The following is a 16,927-nucleotide window of genomic DNA, read 5'->3' as shown; positions in this document are numbered from 1 at the left end:
TTTGCCAAACCAAAGTACCCTCTCTTTTTATAAGGAAATATTATAGCAGTGTTAAAGTTCTTCAGTAAAAACAACCAGAAATCGAAGTCGAACGCGCGAAATTCAAAATCGGATTCTAAATATTACGGCATACCTAAACTTATCTTCAGGATCTTTAAACTGGCTTTCCTCCTCTTTTTTGGTCTGAGTTTATTAGGTGTGATATTTTACCGCTTTGTTAATCCGCCTTTTACCTGGCTCATGATTGAACGCGGCTTTCAGCGTAAATCTGCCGGTAAGGAATGGAAGATTGATAAAAAATGGAAAGATTTTGATGATATCTCTGACAATATGAAACGGGCGGCCGTTGCTGCTGAAGATCAAACTTTCCTGGAACACCACGGCTTCGATTTTAATGCTATTGAAAAAGCTATTGAAAAAAACTCGCACAGTAAAAAACTGATTGGCGGTAGTACGATATCACAACAGGTAGCCAAAAACGTTTTCCTTTGGGAAGGCCGCTCCATACTTCGTAAAGGTATCGAAGCCTATTTTACCGTATTGATCGAAACCTTCTGGAGCAAAAAACGCATTATGGAGGTTTACCTCAATGAAATAGAAATGGGCGACGGTATTTATGGTGTTGAAGCAGCTTCGCAGGCCTATTTCCATAAATCAGCGTCGGACTTAACCCGTCAGGAGGCCGCTGCCATAGCGGTAATTTTCCCGAGCCCGCTAAAATGGTCGGCCACTAACCCTACCAAATATTTAAAGCACAGGCAATATCTCATCATGAAAAACATGAAGAGGTTAGGGCCTTTGGATTTTTAGAAATAGCAAAAAATTGTCATTTCAACGAGGAACGAGGAGAAATCTTGTACGTCATACTTTGCAAACCATACAGAGTAATGACTTACATGTTGTATAAGATTTCTCTTTCGCCCTGCCGCTCTTGCCCTACCCTGCTCTATCGAAATGACATCGCTTCTAACTTGCTCTAAGTTATTATCCCTTCCTGATCGAAGTTACGCTATCGCCAAACTTCGACCAGTATTAATATCAGAATTTATTCAGCTTCTTATTTATAATCAACTCAATTTCCAATCAGGCCGTTCAAAGTGACAGGTATAGCCATATGGATTTTTTTGAAGATAATCCTGGTGTTCAGCTTCGGCATTCCAAAAATCAGTTGCCGGTACTACTTCCGTAACAATTTTTCCAGGCCAAATACCAGAAGCCTCCATTTCGGCTATCAGCGCGTTTGCCACTTCCCGCTGGCTTTCATTCAAATAAAAAATAGCCGAACGATAAGAAGTGCCGATATCATTTCCCTGCCTGTTCCGGGTAGTAGGGTCATGGATCTGAAAAAAATATTCGAGGAGCTTACGATAAGACAATTGAGCAGGATCAAATTCAATTGCAATACCTTCGGCATGTGTTCCATGATTTCGATAAGTCGCGTTAGGTACATCACCGCCTGTGTATCCCACTACTGTAGAAATAACACCGGGATAATGTCTGATCAATTCTTCTACCCCCCAAAAGCAGCCGCCTGCTAAAATGGCTTTTTCCGTATTCATAATACTTTATATTTAATAAGATAAAGGTAGGTTACAAATGAGTAAATGACAAAAGATAGATGAATGATATCTTCTGCCGGCGAAGCCCGGGCTACTATTAAATCTATACGCGTATCCGATAATTCACTAAACCCCATACTCCTCTTTTTATTTTACCAGGACTGTAACCTTTTGTAAATTAAGGCTATCTTAACTACATAACTAAAACTGCCATGTTAAAACAAAACCTAAAATCCAGCATAATCCTAATTGCGATTTTGTTTGTTGTCGCAAACATCACAACCGCGCAGGTTAAAAGTGACACCCCTACCCCCTTTTCTGATAAAGGCTTGGTGCAATGGGATTACCACTCAACGGTTATAGGCGAGGATTATACCATCTATGTACTTTTACCACCCGGTTATGATACCACCAAAAATAAATATCCGGTTTTGTACATGACTGATGGCGACTGGAACATGACCGTTGCCATGAACTGCTTTAACATGCTCAGACAAGATTACGAAACCACCGAGGCGCTCATTGTAGGCATAGGCTACGGCAACCGCCCCAACCAACGCAGCCGCGACCTGAACCCGGCAACAGGCGGCCCAAAATTCATTTCATTTATTGAACGGGAGGTAATGCCATTTATACAAAACAAGTACCGTGTAAGCGATAATAAAGCCTTGTACGGCTATTCATATGGCGGCATGTTTACTACCATGGTATTATTTGAACATCCCAACCTGTTTAACATGATATTTATTGGAGCGCCGGGAAATAGCGGCAGCGAACTTATCCCTTCGGCTAAGAAATATTTTACAAACAACCATGATCTTAACAGTAAGGTATTTTTAGGCGTAGGCTCCTTTGAACATACCACAGCCAAAAACATTGAAGACTTTAAAACCTACATGGTAAACCAGCATTGCAAAAGTTTGGATATAGCCACTGCAATCACCCCCAATGCCGGGCATGGCGCGGCGCTTGCCCAGGTGATGCAAAACGCCATAGCCTTTGCCTATTGTAAAAAACACAAAGAGATTACGATACCGGTAAAAGATCTGCAGCAATATACCGGCACCTACATTATAGCCGGAGATACTACTAATAGCAAATTCAAGCTGTACATAGCTGACAATAAACTTTATTTTGCAAATAATGGCCAACCGCCTATAGCGTTTGTGCCGTTTGCTAAAGATTCATTTTTCATGTACGAAAACGAAAGGGATGAGGTTTTCTTTCATACAGAAGCCGGCAAAATGTATATACTTTACAGTCCGCTTCATGAAAAACCGACAAGATTGGATAAAGTGAAATAAGCTTACAGCTCTTACTTATACTTCCAATGCCTTGATTTACCTTCGGCAAGCCACTCAGCGGCTGTTTCCATCCGTTTAAGGCGGGTAGCTTCTGTCTTGGCTTCGGTTATCCACTCTATGTATTCTTTTTTCTGTGAGTAGCTAAACTGGTTGAGATTAAGCCAGGCTTGCGGGTGGGCTTCTAAAAATTTCACAAAGTAATCGGGCACAACCAATTCGTCGCGTTGGGCGGGTGTTTTCTTCTGAGAGGCTGGTCTTACCTTATTATCTTCATTTAGCATTATGGCCTGATGGATGAATTCGATAAGCACTTCTTTGGGAGGTAGGTCATCAATACTGGTTAAACGGCCGAAACTACCGGCGGCCTGATCGGCCAGGCTCAGTATTTTCTGTGGATCGTGCAATAACGATGCCTTCCAAAAGCCAAACGAGCAATGTTGTTTAAAAGCGGCCATATTGCAAACCACACCCTTATAATCAAAAAAAGGCATGCTCCATTTCATGGTTTCAACTATTGCAGGTGAGGCCTCGTGTACTACAGTCCTCAGATAATTTAAAATTGGTTTTGCAAAATCGGGCGATTTCTCAATGTAGGCATCAATCCGGTTATCGTAATGTTCCATAAAATTAAAGGTAGCAAATTCGTTATAAATCTGATTATAGCAAAACCTCCCTGAAAATCACTTTTACGATACGAGGCACCTACGGAGCCCTAAAATCAACATAGCTATTGCTATAAACACGACACCCCTATGGATGGGACTATCATCAGCGTTCTGCACTCACTCTGGTGTATAAGTGCTGGAAAGATAAGTATCGCCGGGGATGTCAATATAAAAAAATATGTCATTGCGAGGATGGACGACGAAGCAATCTCGTAGCTGTGCATATCGGATATGCATTGGCTACGGGATTGCCACGCTGCGCTCGCAAAGACATGGTTTTTGTTTGTTTTTCGGAAAACTTTCATCTTCCCAACACCTATAACTCCGGAGGAGTAACGTGTTTATAGACAAAGTTAAAAGCCACCTTTGGCTCCGTAGGTGCTCCGTGTATATCAATAAACAAAAAAGCCCCTCCGAATAATCAGAGGGGCTTCCAAAAAACATATTATAATCAATTATTGATTAACAAACCTTTTAGCGTTTACTTTACGCTCATTTTCGGTTAAGTAGATTTTACGTAAACGCATGCTTTGCGGTGTAACTTCGATGTATTCATCGGCCTGGATATACTCCATTGATTCTTCTAATGAGAATTTGATAGCCGGCGCGATACGAACGTTATCATCACTACCTGATGCACGCATGTTGGTTAACTGTTTACCTTTAACAACGTTGATCACCAAATCGTTATCGCGAATGTGCTCACCAAGGATCTGACCTTCGTAAATATCAACACCCGGATCAACGAAGAAACGACCACGATCCTGCAGTTTGTCAATTGCATAAGCAGTTGTGTTACCTTTTTCCATCGAGATCAATACACCGTTTGAACGGCCTGGGATTGGGCCTTTCCATGGTTCGTAAGCTTTAAAGCGGTGTGCCATGATAGCTTCACCGGCAGTAGCGGTAAGTACGTTGTTACGTAAACCGATGATGCCACGTGAAGGGATTTCAAACTCTAAGTGTTGCAAGTCGCCTTTTGGCTCCATGATCAACAAATCACCTTTACGTTGTGTTACCAGTTCAATTACTTTACCGGCAACCTCACCAGGAACGTCAACTATCAGGGTTTCAACCGGCTCACATTTAACACCATCAATGTGTTTAACGATAACCTGTGGCTGACCTACCTGTAACTCGTAACCTTCACGACGCATAGTTTCGATCAATACCGACAAGTGAAGGATACCACGGCCATACACCAGGTATGAATCAGGCGATTCGGTTTCAACAACCTTAAGCGCCAGGTTCTTCTCCATCTCTTTGTACAGACGGTCACGTACGTGACGTGAGGTAACAAATTTACCTTCTTTACCAAAGAAAGGTGAGTTATTGATGGTGAACAACATGTTCATTGTTGGCTCATCAATTTTGATAACCTCTAATTGCTCTGGGTTTTCAAAATCGGCAATAGTATCACCAATGTCAAAACCATCGATACCAACTACAGCGCAGATATCACCAGATTTTACTTCGGTAGCTTTTACTTTACCCAAACCTTCGAATGTGTAAAGTTCTTTAATCCTTGATTTTTGGATAGTGCCATCGCGTTTTACCAAAGATACCGGCTGGTTTTCTTTGATAGTACCACGAGCCACACGACCGATAGCGATACGACCTACGAAAGATGAATAATCTAACGAAGTGATCTGCATTTGCAGCGTACCTTCAGCAATTGGAGCCGGTGGAATGTTCTCCAAAATAGCGTCCATCAACGGGAAAATATCTTCCGTTGGCTTTTTATAATCTGTGCTCATCCAGCCTTGTTTTGATGAACCGTAGATAACCGGGAAATCCAGTTGTTCTTCGGTAGCTTCAAGGTTGAAGAATAATTCAAAAATTTGTTCGTAAACTTCTTCGGGGCGGCAGTTCTCTTTATCAACTTTGTTTACAACCACAATTGGCTTAAGGCCTAAAGCCAAAGCTTTTTGAGTTACGAAACGAGTTTGAGGCATGGCGCCTTCAAAAGCGTCGCAAAGTAATAATACACCATCGGCCATTTTCAATACACGCTCAACCTCGCCACCAAAATCGGCGTGACCAGGGGTATCAATAATGTTGATCTTAACATCTTTATACCTTACAGATACGTTTTTTGAAACGATGGTGATACCACGCTCACGTTCAAGGTCGTTGTTGTCGAGGATCAGCTCTCCGGTTTGCTCATTGTCCCTGAAAATGGTACAGCTGTGCAGAATTTTATCAACCAAAGTAGTTTTACCGTGGTCAACGTGCGCAATGATTGCGATATTTCTTATTTTTTGCATGAAAATGCTCCCTAAAATTTGGCGCAAAGGTACGCTTAATATATGAGATTATAAAGCGTTTACAAGTTATAGTTGATAATTAATTCATTAGGTTTACCAAACAACGCTCGCCGGATAGGCTTTAAAGTGCTGATCGGCCGAAATGATAGTAAGATTTTCAGAGATAGCCTGGGAGATAATGAGACGATCAAAAGGATCTCCGTGATGATGGGGCATAGACGTTAATTTACTTAAATGATAAGGCGTTATATCAAGAATCTCAAATTGCTTCCCTATCAGATAGCTATAAAAATTTTCATAGCCAATTTCGATATCAAGCTTTTTTAAAGCAACCTTAATAGCCATCTCCCATAGCGATGCCATGCTTATATAGCATTGATTAGCGGGATCTTCAATTAGTTGTTTGGCTGTTTTAGATAATCTATCATCAGAAGCCTGGAACCAAAGGATTGCTTGTGTATCTATAAGCAATTGCATTACATATAATCTTTGAAATCCTCAAGCGGCTCCTCAAAATCTTCCGACATCCAAATTTTTCCTTTCAAACTTCCATATCCTCTTACAGACTGATCATCATTTAATGATTCAGCATTGGTAAACTTTTTCAAAAGCTTATCTACGTCTTTCTCTATCTGAGTTTGCAGGTCAGGTGGTAATTGATCAAGCTTTTTTATAAGTGCAGCACTAACCATGTTCTTAAACTTAATAAAGCTAATTTACAAAAACTATACCTTATCTCCCAAAAGCCCAAACCAAAAACTTGGCCATTGCTTTACCCCAGGTAGCGGTGTCATGGGTACCTCCTATTATTTCAACATATTGAATTTCGTCCGGGCGTTTAAAGCCTTTGACTTCCATTTCTTTGATCAGGTCGATAGTATCATCAATGGCGTCAATAATTCCGTTTTTATTGCGGTCGCTGGTTTCATCTTTGGTGCCGGTTTGCAGCCAGGCGTTGATAGCCGGTTTGGTTTTAGTTTCCCGTATCGCCTGGTGCATCAGCCTGTCTGCATCAGTATAGCCTTTGGCAAGGTCTTTTCCCCTCCACCAAAATGAACCCGAAAAAACACCGGTTTTATTAAACAATGCAGGATTGTTCCAAACAATATCAAAAGCTGATAAACCACCAAGCGAAAAACCTGCGAATGCAGTGGTATCAAATTCATTAAAGCCGGTTAGTTGTTCTAATTGTGGCAGCAATTCTTCTTTTATAAATTGTGTATACACATCGGCTTTAGCACCGCGGCCTTTAAAATCGGGCTTGCCGGCAATGCCATATTCGTCAAGGCGGTTATCACCAGCATGAATTGCAACAACCAAAACTGGTTTAAGGCGATTGGTATTATATAATGTTTCGAGCGTATTTCTTGCCCCCAGGTTTTCAAGCTCCTGACCATCGTTAAGCAACAGCAGGTTCAGCGGTTCGGCAATATCACTGTCCTCGGGTTTCAGGATGGTTAAAGTTACTTCCCGCTCAAGCAGCGCAGAGGTTATATTTATTTCTTGTTCGGTTATCGTCATTTCAGTATCAAGCCAGCCCGGGTACATCTCTTTCTAAATTAAAATTAAGGGCACAAAAGTAAGCTATACTTTTTACTTTTTGGGGCTAAGGATTAATATTATCAGGCTGTTGCCTTTTTCAAACAAACCTCCTAACTTACAATCATTATAAAAACTACACTGCTTTGACCGAAAAATTTCACCGCTGGCACTCCCCCAACACCAACACCGACCTTGAAATGCTGGTATTCGGCGACCGCGGTTACCCCGTTATCGTTTTCCCTACCACCAAAGGTCGTTACTATCAAAATAAAGATTTCGGCCTTATTGAGAGCGTAAAATGGTTTGTTGACAATGGTCTGGTGAAGATCTATTGTCCTGATACTATTGACGACCGCAGTTGGTACAACAAAGGCATCCATCCGGCCGACAGGGCCAAAACCTATGCCGGGTATGATCGTATGCTGACGAACGAGCTTATTCCCTGGGCCATGCACGAAACGGGAGTTGGCAAAGTAGCCGTTGCCGGCTGTAGCTTTGGCGGATACCACGCGGCTAACTTCGCTTTTAAGCACCCCGAAAAAGTCAGGCATTTATTTACCATGGGCGGGGCATTTGATATTAAAATGTTTACCGATGGTTATTACGATGACAACATTTTTTACAATAACCCGGTCGACTTTTTACCGGGCAACAATCGCCACGACCTCTGGCAAATGAACATTATTCTCGGCACGTCTGAGTACGATATATGTAAAGGGTATAATATCCAGCTTTCAAACATATTAAAACAAAAAAACATTAAACATTGGTTGGATATCCGCCCGTTTGCCAATCATGACTGGCCTATCTGGCGCGAAATGTTCCCGCACTATTTATCAACGATTAAATAAAGAACCAAGAGATCAAGATTCAAGAAACAAGAAAAGACAATTTAAAAAGCAGGAAACAGGAGGCAAGATATAACACACTGAAACCCCAAAAACAAACAAATAAATACCTACTACCATGAAAAAAATTGGCATCTTATTCGGACAAGAGGATTCATTTCCGCAAGCATTTGTTGACCGTGTAAACCAAAAAGCAGAAAAAGGCATCAGTGCCGAGTTTGTAAGGCTTGATAAGATTATGCAGGCCGAGCCGCTTGACTATGCTGTTATTGTAGACCGTATTTCGCAGGATGTTCCCTACTATCGCGCGGCCTTAAAAAATGCAGCTATTTGCGGTACCGCCGTAATTAACAACCCTTTTTGGTGGAGCGCCGACGAAAAGTTTTTCAACAATGCCCTTGCTGTAAAAATTGGAGTACCGGTGCCTAAAACCGTGATCCTGCCATCAAAGGAGCTTCCGGACGATACCACCAATAAATCGTTCCGTAACCTGGCCTACCCACTCGACTGGAATGGCATTTTCAACTACGTAGGTTTCCCGGCCTATATGAAACCTTTTGATGGCGGCGGCTGGAAAGAAGTTTATAAGATTGAGAATGAGAAAGACTTTTTCAGTAAGTATGATAAAACCAAACAGCATGTCATGATGCTGCAGGAAGAAGTTGTTTTTGACGATTACTTCCGCTGCTATTGCATTGGAGGCAAACATGTACGCATTATGCAGTATGAGCCGCGCAACCCACATCATTTGCGCTACGAGCACGGCAAAGCGCCTGCCGCCAAAAAACTGCTGGATACCGTTAAAGACTATGTTATAAAATTAAACCAATACTTAGGTTACGATTTTAACACTGTTGAGTTTGCTGTTCGCGATGGTGTTCCTTATGCTATTGATTTCTGCAACCCTGCTCCCGATGCCGAGGTAACCAGCGTTGGACAGGAAAACTTTGACTGGGTGGTTGAAACCGCCGCCGACTACGCCATCGAACGTGCCAAAAACCAAAAAGACGGTCTGGACAACCTTACCTGGGGCGAGTTTGTAAAAACATCGGCAGCAAAAAAAACTTTGGTAGTGGCTCCATCTAAAGCCGCGGCAAAAGCCGATGTTACTGTAGCTAAAGTTGATCACGCAATTGAAGACGAAGGCAAAGCGAAGAAAGCTAAAACAACTAAAGCACCTGCCGCAAAAATAGCTGCGACAAAAGAGCCCGTGGTAGCAAAAGAACCTGCAACCAAAGCAGCGGTCGTGAAAGAACCTGTTGCTAAAGCAGTCGCTGTAAAAGACAAAGCGGCGCCTAAGCCTAAAAAGGCAGCTAAGAAATAGAAATTCCAAGACTCCCCTCTCGAGGGGGGGGCGCGGAGACAGCGAGCGGTGGCAGGGGTGTGTTTATACGATTAGAAAATCAAAGCAGAAACACACCCCTCCACCCCTCTCAAGAGGGGAATCGCACTTCCCCCTCTTTTTATATTTTGAAGAAGAAGAGTACTAACCACAACCAATTATGAACGAATTTACCTTAGGCGTTGAAGAAGAATTTATGGTGATTGATCCCGTATCGCGGGAACTTAAATCACATGAGCAAAGAATTGTGGATGCCGCCCAAAAGATCCACGAAGACCAGGTAAAGGCCGAAATGCACCAGGCCGTGGTTGAGGTAGGCACACATATTTGCCGCAATACCGAAGAAGCCCGTAAAGAAGTAGGTAAACTTCGCACCACAGTAGCCCAACTGGCCGGCGACATCGGCCTGCGTATTGGCGCTGCAGGAACGCACCCCTTCTCGCACTGGCAGCATCAGCTCATTACCGATCATCCAAGGTATTTTGAAATTGTGGACGAAATGCAGGAAGCCGCCCGCTCTAACCTCATTTTTGGTTTGCATGTCCATGTGGGTATCCAGTCGCGGGACATGGCTATTCATATTGCCAACCAGGTACGCTATTTTTTGCCGCACGTGTATGCGCTTTCAACTAATTCGCCGTTTTGGGAAGGGCGAAATACCGGCTTTAAATCGTTCCGTACCAAGGTTTTTGATAAATTTCCGCGTACCGGCATTCCTGATTATTTCAGCAGCATTGAAGAGTACGACCGTTACATTAAACTGTTGGTAAAAACCAATTGCATTGATAACGCCAAAAAGATCTGGTGGGATATCCGCGTACACCCATTCTTTGAAACTATTGAATTCCGCATTTGCGATTGCCCCATGCTGGTTGATGAAACTATCGCTTTCACTGCACTATTTCAGGCATTATGTGCTAAACTGTATAAACTCAGGGCACAAAACATGAAGTTCATCAACTATTCGCGCGCACTTATCAATGAAAATAAATGGCGTGCGGCCCGTTATGGTATTGACGGTAAAATGATTGATTTTGGTAAGGAAACGGAGGTAAATACCCGTTCGTTGATATTAGAATTGCTTGACTTTGTTGATGATGTGGTTGATGACCTTGGCTCGCGCGATGACTTGCAATATGTGCACAACATACTGGAGCATGGTACCGGCGCCGACAGGCAACTGGCCATTTACCAGCAAAATAATAACTTTGCCGACGTGGTTGATTATATTACATCGCAAACATTGAAGGGTTTGTAAGCCCATCCTGACTAAAAATGTCATTTCGATAGAGCAAAGACGGGACTGTGCGACGGGGCGAAAGAGAAATCTTATACGCCATACAATACATAATGCTCCGAGCAAAACTTATGACAATTGTTTTTTAATTGCTAAATGCGGAATCCTAAATCAAGGATAATAATAGATAGATACAACAGATGACTGAGAAACCGGAAATAAAAGTAGCCATACTTGATTTGTATGATGGGATAGCGAACGAGGGTATGCGCGGCTTCCAGGATATTTTGAAGCGATACAAAGCCGAACACCATCTGAATTTAACATACCAGATTTTTGATGTACGCCGCAAATGTGAAATGGCCGATCTCAACTTTGATATTTATATATCAAGCGGTGGTCCGGGTAACCCGCTGGAAACCGAGGGCACCGAATGGGAAAAGAAATACTTTAACCTGGTTAACAAGCTTGAAGACCATAACCTGTCCAACAACAGCAATAAAAAACATGTGTTATTCGTGTGCCACTCGTTTCAGTTGATGTGCCGTTATTACAAACTGGGCGATATTAATATGCGCCGCTCTCCTTCATTTGGGGTGCTGCCGGTAAATAAAACTGATCTCGGCTTAAACGAACCTTTATTTGAAGGTTTGGCAGAACCTTTTTATGCCGTTGATTCGCGCAGCTGGCAGGTAATCAACCCTGATGAAAAACGCTTTAATGAATTAGGCATGCAATTGGTAGCGATAGAAAAAGAACGCCCGCATATTGATTTGCAAAGGGCCATGATGGCTATAAGGTATAGCGACTACTTCTTCGCTACGCAATTCCATCCCGAGGCCGATGCCGGAGGAATGAAAGGCATGCTGCTTCGCGAAGAAAAAAAACAGGAAGTGATCAGCGAGCACGGCGAGGTAAAGTATAAAGAGATGCTGGAACGCCTCGACGATCCGGATAAAATAACACATACCCAGCACACGCTTATCCCTAACTTTTTGGATATAGCGGTGGGAAGTGCGTTGGGCGTGGTATAATTATAACATTATGTCGTTGCGAGCGAAGCGTGGCAATCGCAGGCTATACAAAGCAGCCATGCTTCCGTGCGATTACTTCGTCGTTCCTCCTCGTAATGACATGGACAATATGAAAAGGTAATGAATCCATCAGCCAGAAAAACATTTAACGAAACGTTCAGCGACGAAAAGTACAGCCAGTTTCTGAGTCATCTTAATGAGGGGTTACGCGAACCTGTCCCTTTCCGTGTTGCGGAAACACCTGTTTTTTTAACCGCTGATTTTCGTGACAAACTCATAACCGCGGGCGATGAGATTATTGATACCATCCTCCGGCCCGACTTTAAGGAGATTACAGAACGGGCCATCCCCGATTTCTGGCGGGTAGCTAATGAAGGGAATCATCCTCATTTTATCGCGTTGGATTTTGGGATCTGTAAAGATGAGCAAGGCAATATCGTACCCCAATTAATAGAATTACAGGGTTTCCCTTCGCTTTATGGTTTCCAGGTACATTTGGGCGATACCTACCGCGGGGTTTATGATATTCCCGGCGATGAAACCATCTTTTTCGGCGGATTGGACAAGGAAAACTATCTCAATCTGCTCAAAAAAACAATCGTTGGCCCTTATCAACCCGATGAAGTTGTGCTGATGGATGTTAACGCTCCGGAACAAAAAACCGCGGTAGATTTTTACCTCACCCAAAAATACATTGGTACACCGGTTGTTTCGCTATCCGATCTGATCCAGGATGGTAAAAAGCTTTATTACTTGGCCGGCGACGAAAGGAAACAGATCAAGCGTATTTATAACCGTCTGATATTTGATGAAATAGCCGGCGACCCGGATGTTTTTACCAAAGTAGCCGATATCAGGCAGCCGCTTGAGGTTGAATGGATCACCCATCCCAACTGGTTTTACCGTATCAGCAAGTTCACCATGCCATTTTTAAACGGCGATTACGTCCCCAAAACGCAGTTTTTACATCAATTACAACAAATCCCTGCCGATTTGGAAAACTATGTACTTAAACCGTTGTTCTCATTTGCGGGTCAGGGGGTAATTATTGATATTAGTAAGGAGGATATTGAGGCCATTACCGATTCGGAGAACTGGATCCTGCAGCAAAAGGTAAATTACGAACCCGTTGTTCAATCGCCCGAAGGTGGTGTAAAGGCCGAGATCAGGCTGCTTTACCTTTGGCCAAATGGCGATGAAAAGCCAACGCTGGCCATTAACCTTGCAAGGTTAAGCAGAGGAAAAATGATAGGTGTACGTTATAACAAAGATTACAACTGGGTTGGTGGTACAATTGCTTTTATGCCCCGTTAAACTTTACACTAATTACCCTGTCTGTACGTATATATTAAATAATGTTTAATTTTGTCTTTATGAATATGCAAATCATCATTATCGCGATACTTTTTGCAGGCGCTGTTTTTTACATAGGCCGTATGATGTACAGGGCACTTACTACCAAAAAAAGCTGTGGTGGCAATTGCAAATGTGGTGTTGATTTTTCAGGTATTGAGCCTGGAAAAACCGCCAAATAGTGCTAAATTCCCATTTCATACAATCTTCATAAGTAACCTATACTTTTAAAAAAGTAATTTCCCTTAATGTCGTCAAGCAAGCAAGTTTTTCAGGCTGATAACCCCGGTAGGTGGAACCGTTTTAAATGGTTAAGCCGCGTACTACTGGCTGTGTTGGTTATTGGCATCATAGCCGTAATCGTAACTATACGTTCAACATACTATCCCGAACTTCCTAACCTTAATCCTGCTCCTAAAAAAATGACCAAGGAGGAGCTTGAGCAGTTAAAAAGGTCAACCAAGTTCAAATCGTTCAAGATTCAAAAATCAGAAATAGAAGCTCTTGAACGTGCCCGCAAGCAACACCAGCTTAAACAGCCCAATAATAAAGACCGTATCAATGCCGCCTTTTACCGCGCGTGGGAACCACAGGCTTATAACTCGCTGGTAGTGAATATCAGCCACCTGGATATGGTGGTGAGTGAAGGTTTTTTCATTGCACCCAAAACTGATACGGTTGTTACCAAGCTCGATACCGGACTAATGAACCTTAACAAAAAGTACAATAAGCCTATTATTGTATCGCTGTCAAACTACGTGAACCTTGACAATGCTCATGGTGGCTATGACACTAAGGATGTTGACCGTATTGTTAATAATAAAGCCCTTCGCGGTACATTTATCAACAGTATAGTTAACTCGCTTACTAAACATAAGCTTAAAGGTATCAACGTTGATTTTGATGAGCTGCGCGATCGCAACAGCAAAAACTATATCGCCTTTCAAAACGAGCTTTACAATACACTGCATGCCAAAGGCTTCCTGGTTACACAAAATGTAGTGCCCGAAGATGAAAGTTTTGATATTACAAGACTGCAGCATGTGAACGATTTCCTGTTTATCATGGCTATTGATGAACACTATGAGGCCACCAATGCGGGCGATCTTTCAAACCAGCGCTGGGTTGAACAGATCCTGGATGATGTTTGCTCAAAAGTGCCGTCAGAGAAAATCATCTTAACTTTTGCTGGTGGCGCTTATGACTGGCCCGAAAACAGCGTAGGTAAAACCATCGGTTACCAGCAGGCAATCAGTACCGCCGAAGAACAAAAAAGCAAGATCACGTTTGATCCTAACTCGGCCAATCTGCACTTTACATACATGGACAAGGATAGCCTTGACCATACCATTTACTTTACCGATGCCGCTACAAACTTTAACGTAATCCGCATGGCCGATGACTGGGCAACCGGTGGTGTGGCTTTATGGCGTTTAGGCGCCGAAGACCCTCGTCTGTGGACTTTCTTCCAGAAAAACCTATCGATAGATTCTTTAAAGAAAACCGGTATCGATATGCGCAAGCTTACCTCGGTAGGTTTGAACAACCGAGTAAATGTTGATTATGACGGTGATGGCGAGGTGCTTGACCTTATCACCACCCCTACTACAGGTGTGATTGATGTAAAAATGGACAGCTCCACTTTTACCATTCTTGATCAGCATTATATCAAACTGCCAACCAAATATGTGATCCGCAGGTATGGTTATGCGCCTAAAAAAGTGGTTTTAACTTTTGACGACGGGCCTGATCCCGACTTTACCCCACGTATTTTAGATATTCTTAAGGCCGAAAAGGTACCGGCGGCATTCTTTGTTGTGGGCTCAATGGCCGAAAAGAATATGCAGCTGCTTCGCCGCGAGTATGAAGAAGGTTATGAAATAGGTAACCACACCTTCTTCCACCCCGATATTTCAACAATCAGCTTAAAAAGGGTAATACTGGAGCTTAACTCCACCCGCAAGCTTATTGAGTCGGTAACGGGACGAAGTACTATCCTTTTCCGCCCACCATTTAATGCCGATGCCGAGCCGCAGACACTTGCCGAGGTTATTCCGGTTGCTGAAAGCCGCCGCCAAAGCTATATCACCATTGGCGAATCTATCGACCCATGGGATTGGCAGCCAGGCGTAACAGCCGATAGCATCATTGCCCGTACCATCAGGCAAAAAGACAATGGTTCGATGATATTGTTGCATGATGCCGGTGGCGATACCCGTGAAGAAACGGTTAAGGCCCTGCCCGAGATCATCCATTACTTTAAATCGCACGGTTACCAGTTTACAACCATTGCCGATGTGTTGGGCAAAACTAAAGATGACCTTATGCCGCCAATCAAAAACGATCCGAGCACAGGCATTTTTGGTCCGGCTTATGACGTTTTTGTACATGGTTATTATTACATTAACTGGGCGCTGATCTATATCTTCCTATCAGCGATATTCCTGGCCATTGGTCGTATTGTGCTTATCGGTATACTGGCAGTAAGGCAGCGCAGCGTTGATAAAAAATCTAAAAAGCTTGATCGTGATAAAGACACGATGCCTGCGGTGAGCATCATTGTACCGGCCTTTAACGAGGAGGTTAACGCTGTAGCAACCATTCAAAGCTTGCTCAAAACCGATTACCCATCATTTGAGATTATTTTTATTGATGACGGATCAAAAGATAAAACCTTTGAGGTTGTGGAAGCTGCTTATAAAGGCAACCCACTGATCAAGATCCTAACCAAACCTAACGGTGGCAAAGCATCGGCCTTAAACTTTGGTATCACTCACGCCCAAAATGATTTTGTGGTTTGTATCGATGCTGATACCCAATTGAAAACTGATGCGGTTTATCAACTCATGACCTATTTCACCGATGAGGAAATAGGCGCGGTAGCCGGAACGGTTAAAGTTGGTAACGAAACCAATATCATTACACGCTGGCAGTCGATAGAGTATATCACCGCTCAAAATATGGACCGCCGTGCGTTCGACCTCATCAACAGTATTACTGTTGTGCCGGGAGCTATTGGCGCGTTCCGCAAGTCGGCTATTTTCCGCGCGGGTGGTTTCACCTATGATACCCTTGCCGAGGATTGTGACCTTACTATGCGCATCCTGAAACAAGGCTATGTGGTACGTAACTGTGCCGAGGCTGTTGCTTATACCGAAGCTCCTGAAACCATAAATATGCTGCTTAAACAGCGTTTCCGCTGGAGTTTTGGCGTAATGCAAAGTTTCTGGAAAAACCGCGACGCGCTGTTTAACAAAAAATATAAGTTTTTTGGAATGGTGGGGATGCCTAATATCCTTATTTTCCAGATCATATTACCGTTGTTCTCTCCGCTGGCAGATCTGATGATGCTGTTCGCCCTGTTTGGCGAAAAACCAGAGAAGATGTTGCTTTACTACGTAGCGTTTGTTGTGGTAGACTTTATTGTAGGCATCATCGCCTTCCGGATGGAAAAAGAGGATTACAAAAAACTCATTTACATCATACCTCAGCGTTTTATGTGGCGCCAGCTGATGTATTATGTACTGTTTAAATCGCTGCGTAAAGCATTAAAAGGCGAGCTAAGCGGCTGGGGCGTACTCAAGCGCACCGGTAACGTAAAAGTAGACGGATCAGGCGGCAAAAAAACTCAGCCGATATATATTGTGATCGGTGTGGCGATAGTTGCGGTGATCATATATTTGCTGTATAAGCATTATAGTTAGACTTGCTTGAGCCTGTAGTTACAAACTACAGGCATACAAATTCGAAGTCAGAGACTATTAGTGTCCGGTAAA

The 16,927-nt window shown here is 43.0% G+C and carries 15 protein-coding genes; 9 read left to right on the top strand and 6 right to left on the bottom strand.

What is annotated here, in order from left to right; translation table 11 throughout:
* Window positions 1–141 precede the first annotated feature (141 nt).
* Complete coding sequence (mtgA, locus tag DEO27_RS01755) at window positions 142–810, top strand: monofunctional biosynthetic peptidoglycan transglycosylase (RefSeq protein WP_394339793.1); 669 nt, start codon at window positions 142–144, stop codon at window positions 808–810.
* A 257-nt stretch (window positions 811–1,067) separates the two neighbouring features.
* Here mtgA and msrA read toward each other — a convergent pair whose 3' ends face one another.
* A complete protein-coding gene (gene msrA, locus DEO27_RS01750) occupies window positions 1,068–1,559 on the bottom strand; it encodes a peptide-methionine (S)-S-oxide reductase MsrA (RefSeq protein WP_190295296.1) in 492 nt (163 codons plus the stop codon).
* Window positions 1,560–1,771: 212 nt separating this feature from the next.
* Between msrA and DEO27_RS01745 the strand changes: the two genes are divergently transcribed.
* Entirely contained in the window at window positions 1,772–2,863 is a 1,092-nt protein-coding gene (locus DEO27_RS01745; protein WP_112575957.1) for an alpha/beta hydrolase, read from the top strand.
* An 11-nt stretch (window positions 2,864–2,874) separates the two neighbouring features.
* Here the strand turns inward: DEO27_RS01745 and DEO27_RS01740 are convergent, their stop codons facing one another.
* From DEO27_RS01740 to DEO27_RS01720, 5 genes are all read right to left on the bottom strand, one after another.
* The gene (locus tag DEO27_RS01740; protein WP_112575958.1) at window positions 2,875–3,486 is read right to left on the bottom strand and encodes a YdeI/OmpD-associated family protein; all 612 of its coding nucleotides are present in this window, start codon (window positions 3,484–3,486) and stop codon (window positions 2,875–2,877) included.
* Between the two features lie 497 nt (window positions 3,487–3,983).
* Window positions 3,984–5,795 carry a translational GTPase TypA gene (gene typA, locus DEO27_RS01735; RefSeq protein WP_112575959.1) on the bottom strand — a complete coding sequence of 604 codons (1,812 nt, stop codon included), beginning with the start codon at window positions 5,793–5,795 and terminating at the stop codon, window positions 3,984–3,986.
* Between the two features lie 93 nt (window positions 5,796–5,888).
* On the bottom strand, window positions 5,889–6,272 hold the full coding sequence (locus tag DEO27_RS01730) for a type II toxin-antitoxin system VapC family toxin (RefSeq protein WP_112575960.1): 384 nt from the start codon (window positions 6,270–6,272) through the stop codon (window positions 5,889–5,891).
* Window positions 6,272–6,487, bottom strand: coding sequence for a DUF2281 domain-containing protein (locus tag DEO27_RS01725; RefSeq protein ID WP_112575961.1), 216 nt, complete (start codon window positions 6,485–6,487; stop codon window positions 6,272–6,274). Before DEO27_RS01725 ends, DEO27_RS01730 begins: the two co-directional genes overlap by 1 nt.
* A gap of 40 nt (window positions 6,488–6,527) precedes the next feature.
* Entirely contained in the window at window positions 6,528–7,316 is a 789-nt protein-coding gene (locus DEO27_RS01720; RefSeq protein ID WP_223818125.1) for an alpha/beta hydrolase, read from the bottom strand.
* Between the two features lie 164 nt (window positions 7,317–7,480).
* Between DEO27_RS01720 and DEO27_RS01715 the strand changes: the two genes are divergently transcribed.
* The 7 genes from DEO27_RS01715 (at window position 7,481) to DEO27_RS01685 (ending at window position 16,855) form a co-directional block, all read left to right on the top strand.
* A complete protein-coding gene (locus tag DEO27_RS01715) occupies window positions 7,481–8,188 on the top strand; it encodes an esterase family protein (protein WP_112575963.1) in 708 nt (235 codons plus the stop codon).
* Window positions 8,189–8,303: 115 nt separating this feature from the next.
* Window positions 8,304–9,509, top strand: a complete 1,206-nt coding sequence (locus DEO27_RS01710) for a RimK family alpha-L-glutamate ligase (RefSeq protein WP_112575964.1) — start codon at window positions 8,304–8,306, stop codon at window positions 9,507–9,509.
* A 178-nt stretch (window positions 9,510–9,687) separates the two neighbouring features.
* Entirely contained in the window at window positions 9,688–10,785 is a 1,098-nt protein-coding gene (locus DEO27_RS01705; RefSeq protein WP_112575965.1) for a carboxylate-amine ligase, read from the top strand.
* Window positions 10,786–10,964: 179 nt separating this feature from the next.
* A complete protein-coding gene (locus tag DEO27_RS01700; RefSeq protein ID WP_112575966.1) occupies window positions 10,965–11,798 on the top strand; it encodes a type 1 glutamine amidotransferase in 834 nt (277 codons plus the stop codon).
* A gap of 120 nt (window positions 11,799–11,918) precedes the next feature.
* Window positions 11,919–13,112 (top strand): hypothetical protein, encoded by a 1,194-nt coding sequence (locus DEO27_RS01695; protein WP_112575967.1) that lies wholly within the window; start codon window positions 11,919–11,921, stop codon window positions 13,110–13,112.
* A 59-nt stretch (window positions 13,113–13,171) separates the two neighbouring features.
* Window positions 13,172–13,333 carry a FeoB-associated Cys-rich membrane protein gene (locus DEO27_RS01690; RefSeq protein ID WP_091218164.1) on the top strand — a complete coding sequence of 54 codons (162 nt, stop codon included), beginning with the start codon at window positions 13,172–13,174 and terminating at the stop codon, window positions 13,331–13,333.
* Window positions 13,334–13,399: 66 nt separating this feature from the next.
* On the top strand, window positions 13,400–16,855 hold the full coding sequence (locus tag DEO27_RS01685; protein ID WP_112575968.1) for a glycosyltransferase: 3,456 nt from the start codon (window positions 13,400–13,402) through the stop codon (window positions 16,853–16,855).
* Window positions 16,856–16,927: the final 72 nt, after the last annotated feature.

It is taken from the genome of Mucilaginibacter rubeus, assembly GCF_003286415.2.
GTDB lineage: Bacteria > Bacteroidota > Bacteroidia > Sphingobacteriales > Sphingobacteriaceae > Mucilaginibacter > Mucilaginibacter rubeus_A.
Note: the sequence above shows the minus strand (reverse complement) of the source record. Positions and strands in the feature narration are given on the sequence as shown.